We start from the raw sequence: 19,125 nt of genomic DNA on the forward strand, positions 1-19,125 counted from the left end.
ATTAAATACTCAATAAATCACTGTGTATAAACTGATAGTTTAATGCTTTTTGAAGTTTTTCGCTACTGATTATTTTATACTCTAGTGATTTTGAATCATCAAATTCAGGAGTTGGTTTTCCAAGGGACTTTCTTGCATTTATATAAAAATCCTCTCTGGTTGGATGATGATTTGCGCAAGCATTAAACACTTCTCCAAAAACATTTTGCGCTATAATTTGTTGTATGATTGCAATGCAGTCCTCACGATGAATCATATTTACATACCCTTTTGGATGCGGAATTTTTCTATCAACAAACCAATTTCCTGGTTGTCTGTTCCCCCCAAACAACCCTGCAAAACGAAGAATTGTTGTTTGAAAATTTTCATTATTTCTAAACAAATTTTCTATTTCAACTAGTGGAGAATCTACAGTTTCATCTTTTTCAGCCATTTCCTTGTTTAAACTAGGATACACCGAAGTTGAACTAATAAAAATAACGTTGGTTACATTACTCTTTTCAATTTTAGAAATTAACCTTTTAAAGTCATCAATATTTTTAGATGTGATTGCTATTAGTAATACATCAGTATCTAAAAATTCCGTAATTTCAGTATCTTCAGAAATATTTACTAAAAAAGGATAAATATGAACTGCCTTTAATTCGTTTAACTTCGCTACTGATGTTGTTGAACCTTTAACGGTATATCCTTTCTTAATTAGCTCTATCCCTAGTTCTTTTCCTAACCATCCGCAACCTAATATACTAACACTTTTCATCACAACAATTATCGTCTTTTACTAATTTACAAGAAACCACCGCTAACAAAGCTCCCAAAATTGGAGCCAATATATACAACCACAAATGTTCTAAGTGACCAGAAACCAATGCTGGCGCAATAGAACGAGCAGGATTCATAGATGCTTTAGTCATAGGACCTGCAAACATGGCTTCTAACAAAACCACTCCTCCAATGGCAATTCCTGCCATTACGCCTACTTCTTTACTTCCTGTTGATACATTAATAATAGTCAACATTAAAAAGAACGTCAAAAGTAACTCTAATATAAAAGCGCGCCACGGATCTATAGACGGAATGGTGGCTCCGTAAAACTCACTTGCAGGAAACAACACCCAAAGCATTACACTTGCAAATAAAGCTCCCAATATTTGAGCTATGATATATTTAGGAACTTCTTTCCAAGAGAACTTTTTTGCATAGGCAAAAGCAATTGTTACTGCAGGGTTAAAATGTGCTCCTGAAGTTTCTCCAAAAGCATAAATCATCGCCATAACTATCAAACCCCAAGTAATTGCTACTCCCGTATGCGTTAAATCTGCTCCGTTAGTAACCTCATTAACAGTCATCGCCCCTGTTCCGCAGAAAATAAGGGCAAAAGTTCCTATAAATTCAGAAATATATTTTTTCATGATTGCAAATATCAATTAAAACAAATCTATCGTATTTTAAGTTTTTGTTAACATTAATCCGAAGAATTCCTTGTAATTTTAACAAAACTAAATTTAAAACAAACCAATCATTATGAAAAAAATACTTTTGAGTTTGTTTGTTGTTGCCTTATCAACAAACATTACTGCCCAATTAAAAACACCTGCTCCGAGTCCTGCTTCTAAAATAGAGCAAAAAGTAGGTTTAACCGATGTTACTGTTGAATATTCTAGACCTAGTATGAAAGGAAGAGCCATTTTTGGTAATTTAGTTCCTTACGGTAAATTATGGAGAACTGGAGCAAATCAAAACACCAAAGTTACCTTTAGCGACGACGTTACTATCGACGGAAAAACATTGAAAAAAGGAACTTATGCTGTATACACGAAGCCTGGAAAAGATACTTGGGAAGTATTATTTTACTCAGATGCTAATAATTGGGGAACTCCTCAAAAATGGGACGATGCAAAAGTAGCTGTGTCTACTTCTGCTAAGGTTGAGGCTATGCCAATGAAAATTGAAACGTTTACAATGTCTATTGACGATTTAACAAACGATTCTGCTGTGTTAGGTATCTTATGGGAAAATGCTTACGTTGGTGTAAAATTTAATACTCCAACAGACAAAGCTGTTGAAGAAAGTATTGCACAAGTAATGGGTGGTCCTTCTGCTAACGATTATTTTTCTTCTGCTGTTTACTATTTACAAGAAGGAAAAGACATTAACAAAGCCAAAGAATGGATTAACAAAGCGGTAGACATGACTAAAGATCAACCTCGTTTTTGGTACTTACGTCAACAATCGTTAATCCTTGCTAAAGCTGGAGATAAAAAAGGAGCTATTAAAGCTGCCAAAGCTTCATTAGCTGGTGCTGAAAAAGTTGGAAACGCTGATTACGTGAAAATGAACAAAGAGTTTATTGCTGAAATGAAGTAATTTTCAAATAAGAGTTTCATAAAAAAAAAGGACTGCTTCACCATTACTTATATGCTGAAGCAGTCTTTTTTTACTTTTACCTCATAATTCCTAAGTGAATAATACGACCTCCTGATTGATTTACAGGGTTAACACTTTTACCCACCACAATTCCTTTTTCTGGGGCATAATATTTCTTAATTGTGTTGCCAAAAACATCTCTTAGAGTGGCAATATGATCTCCTTCTTCTACAATATCTCTCAAATCGACATGTACTGTTAACAATCCTCCTTCTTGAGTATATAACCAATACGATTTATTACAAACTACAGTATTCCTCTTTGAAGTTTCATATTCATCATCGGTAATTCCTAGATGAGTCAATACATTATGCACCCCTGCTAGCCCACTCTTAATAATTTTCTTTTGAAAACTATGCGGATTACCAACTTCAATCGTTATGGAAGGAATCCCTAATTCTTCAGCAGCTCCACGTAAAGTTCCGTCTGAAGGTGGTGTGTGTACTATGATTTCTGCATCTTGCAATAAGGCTAATTTTTTAGTAACCTCGTTGTTCATATCGCTTCTGATATAAAACGAATTTACCCTACCAAAACTAGCAGTGTGAAGATCTAACAGGTAATCAAACTTTTTTACTACTAAATTCAAAAAACGATTGGCATATACTTCACTTGTATTTCCATCATGCTTCCCTGGCATAATTCTGTTAATATCTACACCATCGTTAAAAACACGGGTTCCTCTTACAAAAGAAGGTACGTTTACAATAGGAATTCCTACAATGGTTCCTTTTAAATTGTTTGTATCTAAATCTTTAAACAATCGTTGAATAACTGATATTCCGTTCAATTCATTTCCATGAACCGCAGCTGTAAGCCCCAATACAATCCCATCTTCCTTACCTCTTGCAACCATAATAGGAATACAAGTAGCAATTCCTAATGCATTTGAAGTTACTTTTAACCAGTAATTCTTAATAGAATTTTGTGGTGTTTGATTTACATCAAACTCTGTAATATAGTCAATTTGGTGTCCCATAAACTTTATCAGTTAGTACAACTCATTCAATAACGTACTGTCATTATTTAAAGATGTAAATAATTTCTTTTTAAACTTTTTATTAGCGTTGATTAAGCTAATACACATTTTATCAATCGCAATAGTAGAAAGCACTGTTTGGATAAATGTTTCTATTAAATCATCAATCCCCAAACCTAATTTGTTATAATCTCTTCTATCCATAATTAACAAACGATTGGTATCAGATGTCCATTGATTTTCTCCTAATTTAACTGATAAATTAGTACCTAACATTTGCCAAGAATCCTTACTATCCTCTAAATCGTTTACCAAAGGCAGTAAGGCTCTTCTCGAATACATACATAGAGGCTTAATACCATCTTTGGTGCTACTAATCATCATTCGAATATCAGACACATAGGTTTCTCCTTTAGCATTTGGCATCGTACCAACATGATAGTATTTTCCTTTGGTGCTTACCGAACTCCAATTGTAATTACCTATTAAACTCTGAACAATAAAACGTTCATATTCGATATCCTGCCTCATAAACTCCTCTAACTCCTCCTCATTTACAATGGTATATACCCCTTGACCCGCGTTACTATATGGAATTTTAATAACTGCTTGTCCGCCCATTTTCTTTACCCACAGTGGAATTTCATTCTTACTCACGTCCCAAATAGTATCGGGTATGTTAATTTTCATTCCGTGTTCTTCTAACTCCGTGTTGTAAATATCATACGCTTTGGCAGCTACCATTTTATTTCTTCCTCCTGCCAAACACGTAATAATCGGATTTAAAATCTTTGTTTTGCTATTTACAGGAAAACGATTCCATGGTTTTTGAGTTACATATCTAAAAATTCCTCGTAACGGAATCCATTCTTCGTCTTGTTTCAAATAAAAAATTTCATCCTCTATTTTAACATGTGTATTCTCCTCATTTGAAAAAAACGGAACCAAAAATACTTCTTCTTTAAAAACATCTGCAATTACAGCAGCGTACCCTGAAGTTTCCATGTAATTCTTATCGTAAAACACTGCTAACCTACCGTCTTTAACAAGCTTACGTTTTTTATCTAAAATAGGTTTGAATGTACGCTCTATGAGCAAACGATACGCTCCATCTTCTTTATTATCGTCTAACAAAGGCATTGATTTTTGCCCTGATGGACATGAGTTATTTTCAATAATAACCATGTTTTTGTCTCCATCTGCCGAAGTAGAATTGATTAAATCGGCACCACCCCACAAAAAATACTTACACTCATACGACAAAATTTCTCGTAACTTTTCCGCATTTACTTTAGGGTGTAAATGGCAATACCTAGCTATAATTCGTTCTTTATCTAAGTTTAAAAAGAAATTTACCATAGGGTGAATCGTGGCATTCAACGCTTTAGGATACCAGTGGTTTTCGTTATTAAATGTATTGGGTTGTATAAGCTCTACTGCTTTCATTTTTGGTTTGTCTATTTTATTTTTGCTTACGCATACTTTCCTTGATAAATTAAAAATAGAAAAAAATACAACTAGAATATGCTTATCTATGTTAATTTATTCACCTCCTATTTGTTACTATAATTTATAAAAAACATGTATTTTAGAGGCTCTTAAAAATTGCAAAAGAAAAAAGGCTATGAATTTCTCAACCCTAATTTCATATTTCTTTTAAGAACATAAAAAAATAGTAGTATCCCTATCTTTTTTAGGGATAAAAGAACATTTATAACGCATATAACAAGTTACCTGCAAGCTGAACGAAATGCTGAACTACGAAAAAATATATAAGATAGGAGAAACACATTCCAATCGACCATTTAGAGGAGAAATTGAGAATTTTGACTTAGCTGAACCTGATATTTCTAGAGGAGAAAAAGAGATTCTTGAAATAATTCCTATCAAACACTCAATGGGCGGAAAATCTCTTTATGACATCATTTGGACTACTAATGCTTTCCCTCTTATTGTTAGTGAAAGAATCATTGAATTATTCAAATCAAACGGAATTTCGGGTTGGAAAACTTACAACGTGGAAATCTACTCAAAAAAGAATGAGTTTATTGACCAAAAATACTACGGATTGATTATAACTGGACGTTGCGGATATCGTGACTATTCGAAAAACTCAATAATAATGGATAAAATCGGAATCACAACAGAACCACATTCCAAAGGTTTTTATTTTAAAGACGATTATTGGGATGGTTCGGACTTGTTTATGTGTAACCCCGATGAAAATGGAAACTCTAATATGTTTAGGTTTTGCACTCAAAAAGTTGCTGATTTAGTTAAAAAAGAAAAAATAAAGAATATATCTCTTGAAAAAGTAACTGACTTCTCTATGTCTATTTCATTGTACAATATTGAATTGACCGAGGAACAGAAATTAGAAATGGAAAAATTAAAAGCCAGCAGGTAACACCGGCTATAGTTCATTGCTTCTGACTTTCCTCGTCGGAATTTAATAAACCCTTATTTATAAGGGGTTTCAGTTAAAAAGGCAACAATAAGGCAACAAATATTTGATTATAAGAACTAATCAAAGGAAAGAAATAATAGATAAAATTAGGAACTTATTAAACGATAAAAATAAAACCGTTCGTGTAGAACGGTTTTATTATTTAAACATCAACCGTTAATTAGCTGTTCCAGAGCCTAAATAAACGCTGTTTGACACGATGCTACCATCTGCTGTAGTAAATGCCATAAAAAGCTCAACAGTATCTCCTGCATAGGTACTTGGAATTGTAATGATTTGTGATCCTACAGTTCTATCAGCACCATCAAGAATATACATTGATTCTTTTTTACTTGGATTGTAAACTAAAACCATTGCTTTATCGGTCGCATTTGCATTACCTTCAGCAGAGTTATCATCCCAAGTAAACTCAACTTGTCCAGCAGTTGCTAAATCTGTTGCAGGGTTTAATGCTCCTGATAAGTTACCTCTACTTAATAAAGCTAAAGAATAATCTACAGTAAAGTTTGGTGCAGCTCCTGTAATAGCATTATTTAATACATAAGACATTGCAGCATTAAACTCTGTTTTTTGCACCGCATAAGACTTATATCCCTTTTGGATAAAGCCTAAATTTGGTTGAAGATACTCCAAAGTAACAGTAAACTTGTTTCTTTGGTTAACTTGCCCCTCTGTTCGTGGATTTGCCACGCTTGAAGGTTTGATTCTCAAGTAGTCAATACCCTTCCAAGAAGCACCGACTACGTTTCCTACTTTTCCTGATACACCGCCCAGGATTCCTTGTGAAATAACACCCATTGTATATAAAATTTAAAATTACTACTTGTTCGGAGTTGGTACGGACTTGGTATAGCCTTTCACCAACACAAGTAATATATGGCAAATTCTATGCTAATAGATTGATTAGGTTTTTGTTGCCCTTTGTTGCCCGATTTTGCTTTTTATGAAATAAACTTTGAATATATGACACCTTTAAATCTGCCATTTTTGAAATGACTTTTTGTAATTCTGCTTCTTTTCTGCTAATAGCTGACACAATACTAATATGCTTCTGCAACTCTTTAGATTCATTTAGTAATGAAGTGTAGCCATCTTTAAGCGTGTTTCTGCAATCATCTATTGAAATAAACGGAATAACACTACCTTTAAGATAATACGCATAGAAACCACCTATTTGAAGCATCATTGATAAATGATAAAGGGTGTGTTTTTCTTCTTCGGTTGGTACAGTTACCACAAAACAATTAGGACAGGGATTTTTTAAAGGCTTTCCGCTGTTTTGCCCTTTGTTCAGGATAAAAAAATGAGGTTGCGAGTAGGTTCTTCCGATTTGGTGTGTTTTCAGTTCAAAAGTTGACATAGCTATCCAATTTAAAATTGCTTCGCTACGCTTCGCACCATTAATTTTTTAAAAGAAAAACAATAAAAAAAGAAAGCCGTATGTTCTTGTGGCGTGGATAAGGCTGTCAAGGTTTTTGGAAAAAATACTACCCTCTTTTTTAAATAATATTGGGGTGGAGATTTTTTTCAAAACCCGTAGGGCGTGACCTTTATAGCCTTGCGCGTTGGCTGTGGTAGCCACATATATTTGCTACCTTTTTTTATTTATTTTTTGTTGTTCTAAAACATCTAATATGTCTTGTTTTTTATAAAAAATTCTGTTGCCCATACGAATTGGATTTAGAATACCGTATTTATTCCAGGAATGTATTGTTACCAAACTTATCTTTAAATAATCGGCTACTTCTTGTCTTGTTAGGATTTCATCATTTTGTTTTTTAGATAATTCTTTAAGGTAGTTTTCAATTTTAAACATTAGTTTATCTGCTACCGCATCTGCTAATTCATCTACTGTAACTTCTGTGATTTGAACTGTTTTTGTAATCATCTTGGTTTGTATTTAGTTAATTGATTTCCACTTTTTGGGGCATAAACTCTTAAAAAAATAGGTTATTACCAATTTGAGCGTTGGATGAAGCGTTTGTATGGGTAGCGTTTTAAATAGTTGTTTGATAAAACAGCATTTAAACAAGCTACTTATACAAGACTTTTAGGCAATAGCTTTTTGTTTTTTTGAGGTACGAGAAAAAGCAATATGCTATGGCGTATTACTACATTTTATGAACCTATTTTTTTATAACCGCTGACTTGGGTGGTGGGGAAAAGTGGTCTTTTATATTTGTTAACGAAATGAAACAAACAAAGACTTGAGGTAAGGAATACTTGGACTTAACGATGGTTTTGTGCAGCTTGAATGAGATAACGAATATGCATCATTTTAAGCTAAATTTTCAAATGGCTATTGTTTCAATTTAGTTCGGATTTTTATTGAAAGTTCGGGTGTGCGCGTGGGAAAAGCGGCTATTTTACATAATGGCGTTATAACTACAGCTTTGGTGATGTGGCGGGTGTAGCGGCTGCTATTATAACTACCCGTTATGTAAACATAGCTTGGGGTGGTTTTTGGTGTGCGCGTTGGGAACAGCTCTTTGCTTTTTTATTGTACCACTTTTTAAAATATACCCGCAAATAAAATAAGCAATGTGCTGTGTGCGGGTTGGCAACCAAAAACTACAAGCGCGTTGGATAGCGGAACAAAACAAAAGACAGAGGATTTTGAGGCACGAAAAAACTGGGTTTTGTTTTGTGGGGGTATGTATGACAACTACAAATTACCCCCGAAATAATGAAGCTATAATACCACGTATATTCTTTTCTGACAAAAGAGTATTATTTGAATGTAAATATGCTTTTATTTCTTCAGGAACTGGTTTAATAGCTTTGTTGTCAACCTCATTAATCAGTTTTAACCAATCATCAACCGGGTTCATTTTTGCTATTAAAAAATATAATATGTACATTTTTAAATCTCTAGATCTTTCCTCAAATACACGAGGATATCCATTTTGTAATTCAAGTAAGTCACCCAACCAAGCACCGTAAGGTTTTCCAGAAAAACTATCCCATCTAGTTTTAAATTCTTTCTTTTTTTTCTCATTAGGTCTATTAGGCAAACAACTTTCAAAATCAGGGTCTTTAAAAAGAATAAAAACAGGTTCTTCATAAAATTTAAAAGTATTATACCAGCCATAGACTTGGAAAATATCAGCTCCTGTATCTGGGTAAAAAAATCGTTGAGATTTGTCTTTTATTTCAAACCAAAATACATTACCTTTTTTCGTGACACACCTTAAATCTGGAGCAATTGCAAGTTTACCGTTTGGTAATTCTACACAAGGAGCGTTGCCTAATTTTTTTTCAGAATCATAAACAATACATTCCGCTAAAAGTGGAGATATTTCCTCTTTTATATCCAAAACAAACTGACTTGCTTTTTGTAATGAGTAATTTTTTGAACCTTGACCTTCTTGAGAATCTATATAGTCTTTACGTGAGTTTAAAGGCATAATTAATTAAAGATTAGTTTAATAATATACTTGATAGTGTTTCTTTAAATTCGTTTTCATTTTCATTATTATAAAAAGGAACACCTGTTATCAAATATTTATCTGAATGTATTTCAAGAGTTGTTTTTTCTTCCCTAATCTCTTTTAAAAACTCTTCTTTCCATTTATCGTGAGCTTTTAAGTGCTTACCTTTTGGTTCAATAAAAACTTGATAAGTTAATTCTTCCTCTGCATTCTTTTTACAAAAGAGAATAAAATCTGGCTCAAAAGCTCGACCAACCTTGTCTATTATTTTTATTTCTCTTTCGTTTCTAAATAAATAAATATTCTCAAAAGTTTGATTTAAAGTTTTGAACCTCCTACTAAACATTTTTACAAATTCCTTCTCTTCACTGGTTCCATAATTAGCATTAAAAACATACCAATCTTTGTCTTCAAGAAACTCTTCTTGACCTAATTCTCTCTCACTTCCTTTTGAAACTCTTATCTCTTTATCCTTAAATACTTCGTGGATATATTTATTTATATATTGTGACCCCTCAAATTCAATTAAATTATTTTTAATCTCACTTTCTATTTTCTGTAATAAGGACTGAATAGCTAACAAATAATCTGTATTAGATACATTTAAAAGCCTAGCAGGAGTACCTTTTAAAATTATCTCTAAACCATTTAAATAATTTTCACTGGTAATGAAATTTGAAATTGATTCTATATTAGGGAAATATTTTATAAGGTTTTCGTAGTAAAAAAATGGATTTTGAGAGATTGCAAATCTTATTATGTGAGGAGGTATTTCTTGAACAGGAAGATCTTGTTGTTCCATTTTTTCAGTTTTAACTTCATCATCAACAAAAACACCTGACATTGCACCAATCCCCGAAGAAAGAGTAAATTCAAAACTCTTTTTAGCTACACCAAAATCTAAAAACGATTTTACATTATTATAGCTTTTTTCTATTTTTTTATTGAATACAACCCTACCTTTTTTAAAGAATTCTGTTTTTTTAAAATGTGGTTTTAAAATTAATTTTTTAGTTACAAGGTTGTCTTCATCTTCATAAATACCAGATTCAACTAATGCTTTTTTCAGTTCAGATATATACCTATTATCTTCTTTTGTATGATAGTATAACTCTTCTAAAACTTTTAAATCGTTAGAAACCTCATCATCGTATTTACGTTTATATTTATCTTGACCTTCTTCCAAGTTAAAGGGAAAATATCTAGCACCTCGACCTATTAATTGTGCTTCAGAAAGAGTTGTTTTTCCTATTTTAGTATTAGAACCACCTGTATTTTGTCCTTCATATAAACGTACTATATCAAACAAATTTAAAACATCCCAACCTTCATTTAATTTCTGAACAGCAAAAACTGCCCGAATTGGGTTGTTTTCATCTTCCAAAGTATTCAGTCTAATTTGGTTTAATTCTGCTTCCTTATCATTATTAGCACTAATACAGTTTTCTTCTTTAAAATTAGACTTAATTCTTTTTACAATATCACTTTTAGTTAGAGTAATATTATTAAAAAAGTTAAAAGCTTTTTGCACTATTTTAACGGTAGAAGTTTTTTCAATTTCACTTATCGATTCAACTGAAAGATTATCTATAAGACGGTGAAAATTAGTTTTATTTTCTTCGGATTCTTTTATAGTACTCTTTGCTTTGAATAATACCACTGGTTTTAAGTTAATATTATAAGTAGCTGCTAATTCTTGGCGATATAGATTTAAAATTAAAGCCTGTAGAATTCTTTTTTCCTCTTCATAATAAGACCTTATTAAATTAATCTCTTTTGAATATTTATCAACCCTAAATTGTGCTAGGTCATATTTCTGAATAACTTTATCTTGATATTTATCAGCTATCTCACGACTCTCATAGTCTAAAGTAGCTGTAAATTCTAAAAGGACATTATTATAATTTTGATTTAATATTTCAATTACTGTTCCTTCCCAACTACCAAAAAGTTGTCCTTTGTTTTTTGTTGCAGAACTTAAATGATGTGCTTCATCAGCTATTAAAGCAATTTTTTTATCTCTAAAATCTTCATAAGTAATACTATTTTCTTTAGAATTATTTAAGTCTAAATGTAATTGTTGTATGGTAGTAAAGTTAATGTTGATGTTCTCACTGTCAGATTCATTAAAATTTTCCACATCTTTTATTACAACCTCTTTACCGTCAATTACAATTTTATTTTTGAATAAATATTTTGTGGCAATTGGATTTATAAAATTTTCTTTTGTTTTGGTGATAATATTATTTGAATTAACAAAAAATAAAAAATTACGGTAACCTTGTTTATAAAGATATAATATAAGCCCAGCCATTATTAATGTTTTACCACTACCTGTAGCCATATTAAAAAGTAAATGAAATGGTTTATTAGGTTTACCATCAAATTCTTCATTATAACACAAGAGAAACCTTTGAAAAGATTCATTTTGATACGGTCTTATTTCATATTTAAGATTATCAACGATATAATTAGGTACTATTGTTCTAGAAATCTCTCTCTTACCAAACTCACGAATTAATGTATCAAATAAAAAAGCCATAAAATTAATTTTCTAATTGATAAAAGTTACTTGTTACCATTTTTTCTATTTGAGTGACTTCAAAGTCTTTGTCATTCATAGATGATATATTAACATATAATTGATTTTTATCTAATATAGTAACCAAATGTTCCTTTTGCTTTTTCAAATCCAACTGCATAAAATCATTAATGTGATGCTCTTGCTTTTTAATATCGACATTATAGTTTAGAAATGATTTTAATTTCATTAAGTCCCATATTTCAAGAAGCTGTTTTGTGTTTTCAGATTCTTGAATTAACTCAATAAAATTTTGATTGTGTTTCTTTAATTCCAAATAAATAAATGAACCACCACCTTTCCAATTAACTAATTTTGATATTCCAGAACTATCACCACTTATTACATTGTTTAATCTAACTGTACTATCATTTTTACCATAGTCTAATTGTTCTATACCTATATATTGTCTATTAATCTTATGTGCTACAGCACAGGTTGTACCACTACCCATATGATAATCTAAAACTATATCATTAGCATTTGTTGTTAATTCAATAATCCTCTTCAATAATAATTCAGGTTTTTTACCATTTTTCAACGTCACACCCCCTTCATTAGCAATTCCAGTAAAACCTATATCAGTCCATATGTCAGTTAATGCTTCTGCCGGCTTTAATTCCCCATCTATATTTTTAAAGACATTACTCCAAAAAACCATCATTTCACCATTTAATATGAAGAAATTCTCAACATCTTCATTAGGATGTTGCATAACTTGACCTTTATTTTTTTTGGAAAGTAAAACAGTTTTTTTCCTCTTTTTAAGAGCACCTCCACCTACAGCCGCTGTTCTAAAAACCCTTTCTTTATTTTTAAGAGCAAAATCAGCAATTAAATTTGTTAGATTTTCTTTAGACAGAGTCTTTCTAAAAGATTTAGAGCTATCAAATCCTTCATTTTCAGCTATAATATCCACTATATTACAATACTTCCATTCAGAAAAATCACTTTCAGGATTTAAAAGGTAATACTTATAAGCAGTATCATACTCCTTTTCTACGTAAATTTTATTCAACTCATTATGACCACTATCTTTGGCATATATATATATATGATTAGATGTGGAGAAAATTTTTGAACTTGTCGCTTTAAAACCAGAAGGAGCATTGGTACTCATTGTTATATGGTTCAAATAATTTTCTCTTTTAAAAATATCATCAAGTAATACTTGTATATATGATGCTTCTTCATTGCCAACTTGCACTACAATTGAACCGTTTGGAGATAACAGTTCTTTTGCTATTGTTAAGCGGTTTTTCATAAATGTCAACCAAGTGGAATGATTAAAATTATCATTGTATTTAAACTCGTCTTTCCCTGTATTAAAAGGAGGGTCAATATAGATTAACTTTACTTTACCTGTAAATTCCTTCTTTAAAGAGTGTAACGCCAGAAGGTTATTCCCTTTGATTATTAAGTTATCTGTAATAGTATCTTTTGGTAGATTTCTTTTAATATTAATTTCTGAATCACGAGAAAAACTTTTAAAAGATGAATTTGCAGTAGTATTAAAAATTTGAGCATTAGTGAATATTTTGGGTTCAAAAAGTTGCGTTATTTCATCTTGAGCAAGAACTTCGTTAAAAAAAATCTCTTCTCTTTTATCTTCTTCCTTACTTTGCCCACCTTCTAAAATACAATCTTTAAAAGGCCATACTAAAGAAACCTCATTACGTTGCTTAATATATTTATCATTAATTGTTAAGCCTACTTTATTTTGATATTTTGTATAACTATCATTTAAATAGTTTTTTTGTTCTAAAAATTGAATAAATAGATTTTGATTAAAAACTAAAACAGAATTTACGTTAATAAAAAACTTATTTTTTAAATCTTTATTTTCTAGTATTAGGCTAATAAGATTAGAATCATAGTTTTGCGCCTTATTAATGACTACCCATTTTTTTAATTCACCATTATCAGAAATAAAATTATTTTCTTTCTTCAACTGACTTTCTAATATTTCGTATAGTTTCATTTATATATCTTCTCTATCTAATAATAATTCTTTGACTTGGACATTTAATATCTCTGCTATTTCGTATAGAACTTCAAGACTTGGTTGATTTCTATTTTGAACATAACCATTTATAGTATTGAAACTTTTACCAAGTTTATCCGCTAACCATACCTGCTTAATACCTTTTTCTTCTAAAACTTCTTTAATGCGATTCATTCAGAAATATTTTTGTTTTGCTAATATACCGACATTATTATAAAAATATAACGTAATACATTGTATTTATATAATAAATAATTTTTGTGTTATAAAAACCAAAGTGTTTCCTCACCATAAGGCGGAATGGTACTACCATCAAAACGAGGTGCTATTTCTGCCACCATTTCAGGGTATTTAATAGTAATCGGTACATTTTGTTGACGTAAAGACTTCCAATACAACCTACTAAACTGATATACTTGTTCTATCAGCTTTTTAATCACCTTACTATCGTTTAATGCTTCGGGTGTAGGACTTGTTATTCTTAACTTTACAGGAAATGGGTAGCCTTCGGTTGATGGATATACTTTACTGTTATCGTATCTTGAATTATTGAACAATAAGTATTTATGTTCTGATTGACTTATATTGATATAAGTGCCACTTTTAGGCATTAAATTACCATACCAATTATTATCGAAAGCTATTATATCTTCTGACTTGGTTTTATTTATGTTGACTATGTATAAAGGACACTCCAATTTAAGTGCGTTCATCATTTCAAGTACCGGCTCTATTTCTTCATTGCTCATTTCCTTATAAAAATGAATAACCACTTTATCTGGGTTTTGTTCTAATGTTACATATTGCCAAATAGCATCACTTATGGCATTGGCTAATTTATTGGTATCTGACTTACTGAAATATTGAAACTCATTGAATTTACCATTACTTTGGAAACTAAATGCACTTGCAACATAGCGTATATTTTCTTCTACGTTTTTAAATGCACCTACACCAATAACCAATTCTTTTTTTGGTGTAATATTTAGCTGCCAAGGAATACCCTCTAACTTTGCTAAAATGGCTAAAGAAATGTTTGTAAGGTCGTATAGATACCCGCTATTTCTATCAGGATTTGCTTCATACTCATTCACTTTTAATCTGAACTTATTTACGTCGATTACTTGTGATACGATACGTTTTAATAATAGCTGCTCCTTTACTTTATAATACACTTTCTTTTTATCCAAATCTTGCTCGTACTTTGAAAATGGACTTAAATAAACAGCTACATAAGTAACATCAGGTTCTCTTTTTAAATTTTTAATACCTTCTGATATTTGTGATAAAGGATCGTCTAAATCATCAAACACAATACTAAAACCCTTTTTTGTATGGTACAATACACCTGCGTATTCTTGCAATCCTCTATACCATTTAAAACCGTTTTGAAGGTATTCTTGAAGTAGTTCCGCTTCTTTAACGTGTTGCCTATGTAGAATGAAAAAAAGATGTATGTTTTTATGTATTTGAGTACAAGGTTTAAAGGGTTTTAACTGTTTGAAATCGTACTTTGGTTTTGTGCCTACCACACCGCCATTAAACACTAAATCGTTGCATTCTTGAGATACTTCGCCAATACGCTTTAATTCTACGGGTAAATAGTATTTGCAATTAATAGGTATGATTTTCTTAAAATCATCTTGAACTACATACCGCTTTATAAATTCATCAATTTTAGCTTTGTAGCCTTTGTATTTATTGCCTTTTTCCTTTTTGTCTATTTCGTAGCCTAAAGCATTCCTTATATCGTTATTTAAAACCGCATAGGTTTTAGAAAAATCGGTTATATCATCAGGTAGTTTTTGATATTTAAAGTAGTTGCGATTATGAATAATGCCTGTTAATATGGTTGTAGATACATCGCCTTTTACCAATTCTGAAACAGGCGTTTTTAAAATTTTAGTTGCACCATCGTAAGCAATTACCAATTCCCCAAAATCACTTACTTCCTCAAATTGTAGTTTTAAGGTAAACTTATCATACTTTGCAAAAGTTGGATTCCTAAATGTTGCATCTTTTATCCATACTTGTATATCATTTACAAAATTGGTTTTAACTACTTTATTTAGCTTTTTAAAATGCTTCTTAATTCTCCAATTTAAATAATGTTTAATCAGTTCCGTAGGTTGCTCTTTTAAATTAAGGTTTAACGGTTGGTAGCCTTCTTTTTCATAAATAAAAGATGTGTAGATGAAATCAGGGTTTTCTTCTTTAATACCAGGAAACAACTCTTCAATATTTGAAGGGAATTTGTTTTTATAAATTTCCTGTGCATAACCTATCTTTTCTCTACTGAAATAAAAGGTTATAGGTTTGGTTGGTATATCAAACGTTAGTATGTTGAAATAAAGCTCCTGATTCATACGCTTACTTTTTAATTTTTTAACTGACCATTTTATTTTTTTAAGTTCTTAATTGTCCTGACTACTACTTAACAATCCTCTCTTAATAAGTTCAATAACATCTTCATCTGTAAACTGTTTTGTACTTTCAAGCAACTTTTCTATATCCTTATCTTTTTTAAGGCTTTTTAATAAAGTTTTAAATTGAATACCTACTTTGTTTTTTTGCTGCAATTCTAATGTCATTGAAATCTCATCTTTATAAGACATAAATGAATCATATAATTTGTGATAAGCATTACCTATTGCTCCTGCAAATGGAATCATTGTTGGTACACCTGTCCCTCCATTAAGTATTTGGTCTGATGAAATACCTGGGTATGGGTCAATAAAATATATTGTTTTTATCCCTAATTGATATGCTTTTTTAGCACATAACTCACAAGGACTAGCTGTTGTAAATAGAATACCATTTTTAACACCTTGCCCTCCCAATTTTGTTATCTGTAGCATAGCATTTTCTTCAGCGTGTAGAGATCTAGTATGTACCTGATTAGCTTCTCCTTCATAATGATTATGCACAGTCTTAAAACAGAATGCACAATTCTTACCATTTAAATCATTTTTATTCTTATCATAACTTTCTTTAAAATAATCTTTTAAAGCTATTGGGAAATTATTAGGGTATTCACCTTTATATTTGAATGATGAATTTTGAGAGAAATCACCTTTTTCAAATGGACTGTAATGGCTTGATTCTTTTAATTCTTGCTCAAACTTTGGTGCTATAATATCATTTATGTCTCTTAAATTACAAGGTGTATGACCTTTAGCAACATCATTCCAACCAACTGATTTAATATAAAAATCTTCATCACTAATTGCTGCTCCTACATTTCTTGAAATACAACCTGAATTTAGTTTAGCAGTATTAGCTATTTGCATACATCTTTCAGCCGAACTAGGAGTCAAAAGACCAGGTTGAGCAATAAGCCCCATTAATTTTAAAAGTTGTTCCTTTCTGGTAAGGAAATTATACTCTTTAAACTTTTCTTTAGGATATAACTCAAAGAATTTTTTAATATCCCCCTGTTTTAAATTTAATATATGATAGTCACTTTTCTGAATACAGTTTTCTACATCTGGAGAAGAAAACAACCCTTTTGAAAAATCACTAGTCTTATATTCTGTAGCATCAAGTTTTAATAATTTGTCGGCTGTAGGCTCTATATCATTTTCATCTTTTATAGAGTGTTTAAGCCTTTCAATTATTCTATCCCTAGAGTTATTCACAACATCTTTTGTAGCCAACATATAAAAGGCAGAATACCTCTCTTTGAAAAACATTATTTCTAATGAATTTCTTAATGAGTCAATAACTATACGCGTTGGTTTCTTATTATTTTTTAATTTTCTTGCTTTAATTAATCTATTTATGACCTCTGCAATTGTATAAACGTGTTTTATACCTTCTCCCTTTTCTTTGAGAGGGTCGCCAGATTGTCTAATGTTACAAGCTATAAAATGTAAAAAAAGTGTTCGTCTATAAAAACCGTAATTTTCTAGTACTTTAAATAATTTATGACAAAATTGTTTAAAATCAACACCAAAGAAAACATCATTTAACTTTAATAATTTATCTTTTGATGTTATATCTTTTATTATACCCAAATTTTTAATGTCATCTATCAGGTTAACATATTCTTTATGTAGCGCAACAATATCTTTGAATACTTTAGTAACAATTTCTGAATTTTCTTCTCCTAACTTTTCTACAAAATACTTTTTTAAAAGCTGATTTAAATATTTAAGATTGCCACTTTCTTTGTTAAAAAGATATAATACAATTACATTCTTATACATTATTTTTTCAAAAGGAATCCAATTACCTTCTGAAGCCATAAAATTGTTTAAAATATTATATTTCCTATAAAAGTGTGAACGTGGGTCAAAATCTGACAAAGGTCTTAATTCTCCATCTTTATTGAATTTATCGAATGATTGAGTTAAGTGGTTTGCTATTTTAGTACAACCAGAACCTGTTCGACCTGTTACTCCTATTATTGAAAAATCTCTTCTTAAAGTGTATAGGTTATCTAATTTCATTTATATGATAGTGTATGTTAATTTTCAATGTTTTTTAATTCTTCAGGAGTATAATCTTTAACCCCAATAGGCATAGGTGAATAACCTGCATAACCCGGGTAACCTGGATAGCCTGGATAACCCGGATAGCCTGGGTAACCTGGATAACCTCTATATGGAAAATTCATTATTTTATAAAAACGACTATCATTGAACATACTACCTAAATATCTACCTTTTTTATCTACAGCGTGCTCATCGTTCCAAGGAAACCATCCAATCCAATTAGCATTAGAATTAAATAAATAATCATCAATTCTAAACGCTATCCAATTACCACTTGAGTTAAACAAATATTTCATAAGTCATTTATTTTTAAATTTCTTAATTTTTTCTTCTACAATTTTGAGGATTTCCGTACTGTTCTTTTCATCCTTTAGCATATAAACAATTTTATCTGCCATCCAAGATTGAAGCATATCGCTTTTATTTTGCTTTAATGCCTTGGCTAACGCTTCTACTTGTTCTTTGCGAGCTATACGAGTACCACGTTCAATTTTACTTAAAAGTGCCGTATCTATATTCATTTGAGATGCAACCTCTCTTAATAGTAATTGTTGTTCCTCTCGTATTTCTCTGATGTATTCGCCAAATGTCATTTTAGGGAGATTTTGACTTGTCAATATCTGTCTAATTTAAGAAAAGGAATACAAGAACTAATAAAAAGATATTAACAGTTATTAACAGTTATTAACAGGAAATGAGGAAGTTAAGGATTTGAGGATATACCGTATGTTTATAAATC

Annotated in this window: 17 protein-coding genes; 2 read left to right on the forward strand and 15 right to left on the reverse strand. The window is 30.9% G+C overall.

Annotation, left to right across the window (positions count from 1 at the left end; translation table 11 throughout):
• Position 1: 1 nt before the first annotated feature.
• Together ACKTSU_RS08090 and ACKTSU_RS08095 are read right to left on the reverse strand one after the other, a co-directional pair.
• The gene (locus ACKTSU_RS08090) at positions 2–760 is read right to left on the reverse strand and encodes an NAD(P)-binding domain-containing protein (protein ID WP_408035863.1); all 759 of its coding nucleotides are present in this window, start codon (positions 758–760) and stop codon (positions 2–4) included.
• Positions 747–1,412, reverse strand: coding sequence for an MIP/aquaporin family protein (locus tag ACKTSU_RS08095; protein WP_408035864.1), 666 nt, complete (start codon positions 1,410–1,412; stop codon positions 747–749). The genes ACKTSU_RS08090 and ACKTSU_RS08095 overlap by 14 nt, the downstream gene beginning before the upstream one ends.
• A gap of 112 nt (positions 1,413–1,524) precedes the next feature.
• Between ACKTSU_RS08095 and ACKTSU_RS08100 the strand changes: the two genes are divergently transcribed.
• Positions 1,525–2,367 (forward strand): DUF2911 domain-containing protein, encoded by an 843-nt coding sequence (locus ACKTSU_RS08100; RefSeq protein WP_408035865.1) that lies wholly within the window; start codon positions 1,525–1,527, stop codon positions 2,365–2,367.
• 76 nt (positions 2,368–2,443) lie between these two features.
• On the opposite strand, the gene ACKTSU_RS08105 is transcribed toward ACKTSU_RS08100, so the two are convergent.
• Positions 2,444–3,406 carry a succinylglutamate desuccinylase/aspartoacylase family protein gene (locus tag ACKTSU_RS08105; RefSeq protein WP_408035866.1) on the reverse strand — a complete coding sequence of 321 codons (963 nt, stop codon included), beginning with the start codon at positions 3,404–3,406 and terminating at the stop codon, positions 2,444–2,446.
• A gap of 12 nt (positions 3,407–3,418) precedes the next feature.
• Positions 3,419–4,852, reverse strand: coding sequence for an ATP-grasp domain-containing protein (locus tag ACKTSU_RS08110; protein ID WP_408035867.1), 1,434 nt, complete (start codon positions 4,850–4,852; stop codon positions 3,419–3,421).
• Positions 4,853–5,156: 304 nt separating this feature from the next.
• Between ACKTSU_RS08110 and ACKTSU_RS08115 the strand changes: the two genes are divergently transcribed.
• Positions 5,157–5,813 carry a hypothetical protein gene (locus ACKTSU_RS08115; protein WP_408035868.1) on the forward strand — a complete coding sequence of 219 codons (657 nt, stop codon included), beginning with the start codon at positions 5,157–5,159 and terminating at the stop codon, positions 5,811–5,813.
• A gap of 216 nt (positions 5,814–6,029) precedes the next feature.
• Here the strand turns inward: ACKTSU_RS08115 and ACKTSU_RS08120 are convergent, their stop codons facing one another.
• From ACKTSU_RS08120 to ACKTSU_RS08170, 11 genes are all read right to left on the reverse strand, one after another.
• The gene (locus ACKTSU_RS08120; protein ID WP_318544998.1) at positions 6,030–6,671 is read right to left on the reverse strand and encodes a DUF6266 family protein; all 642 of its coding nucleotides are present in this window, start codon (positions 6,669–6,671) and stop codon (positions 6,030–6,032) included.
• Positions 6,672–6,759: 88 nt separating this feature from the next.
• Positions 6,760–7,233 (reverse strand): DUF6943 family protein, encoded by a 474-nt coding sequence (locus ACKTSU_RS08125; protein WP_408035869.1) that lies wholly within the window; start codon positions 7,231–7,233, stop codon positions 6,760–6,762.
• A gap of 231 nt (positions 7,234–7,464) precedes the next feature.
• Positions 7,465–7,761 (reverse strand): helix-turn-helix transcriptional regulator, encoded by a 297-nt coding sequence (locus tag ACKTSU_RS08130; protein ID WP_408035870.1) that lies wholly within the window; start codon positions 7,759–7,761, stop codon positions 7,465–7,467.
• 784 nt (positions 7,762–8,545) lie between these two features.
• Positions 8,546–9,280: a hypothetical protein gene (locus ACKTSU_RS08135; protein ID WP_408035871.1), complete on the reverse strand. Its 735-nt coding sequence runs from the start codon at positions 9,278–9,280 to the stop codon at positions 8,546–8,548.
• A 13-nt stretch (positions 9,281–9,293) separates the two neighbouring features.
• A complete protein-coding gene (locus tag ACKTSU_RS08140; RefSeq protein WP_408035872.1) occupies positions 9,294–11,846 on the reverse strand; it encodes a DEAD/DEAH box helicase family protein in 2,553 nt (850 codons plus the stop codon).
• Positions 11,847–11,850: 4 nt separating this feature from the next.
• On the reverse strand, positions 11,851–13,866 hold the full coding sequence (locus ACKTSU_RS08145; protein ID WP_408035873.1) for a DNA methyltransferase: 2,016 nt from the start codon (positions 13,864–13,866) through the stop codon (positions 11,851–11,853).
• Positions 13,867–14,064, reverse strand: a complete 198-nt coding sequence (locus ACKTSU_RS08150; protein WP_408035874.1) for a helix-turn-helix domain-containing protein — start codon at positions 14,062–14,064, stop codon at positions 13,867–13,869.
• A gap of 89 nt (positions 14,065–14,153) precedes the next feature.
• Positions 14,154–16,256 (reverse strand): Piwi domain-containing protein, encoded by a 2,103-nt coding sequence (locus ACKTSU_RS08155; protein ID WP_408035875.1) that lies wholly within the window; start codon positions 16,254–16,256, stop codon positions 14,154–14,156.
• A gap of 48 nt (positions 16,257–16,304) precedes the next feature.
• Positions 16,305–18,341, reverse strand: coding sequence for a hypothetical protein (locus tag ACKTSU_RS08160; protein WP_408035876.1), 2,037 nt, complete (start codon positions 18,339–18,341; stop codon positions 16,305–16,307).
• A 17-nt stretch (positions 18,342–18,358) separates the two neighbouring features.
• Positions 18,359–18,682 (reverse strand): 4-fold beta flower protein, encoded by a 324-nt coding sequence (locus ACKTSU_RS08165; RefSeq protein ID WP_253680672.1) that lies wholly within the window; start codon positions 18,680–18,682, stop codon positions 18,359–18,361.
• A 3-nt stretch (positions 18,683–18,685) separates the two neighbouring features.
• Positions 18,686–18,979 (reverse strand): helix-turn-helix domain-containing protein, encoded by a 294-nt coding sequence (locus tag ACKTSU_RS08170; RefSeq protein ID WP_408035877.1) that lies wholly within the window; start codon positions 18,977–18,979, stop codon positions 18,686–18,688.
• Between the last annotated feature and the right edge of the window lie 146 nt (positions 18,980–19,125).

The organism is Tenacibaculum aestuarii (assembly GCF_964510395.1).
GTDB lineage: Bacteria > Bacteroidota > Bacteroidia > Flavobacteriales > Flavobacteriaceae > Polaribacter > Polaribacter aestuarii.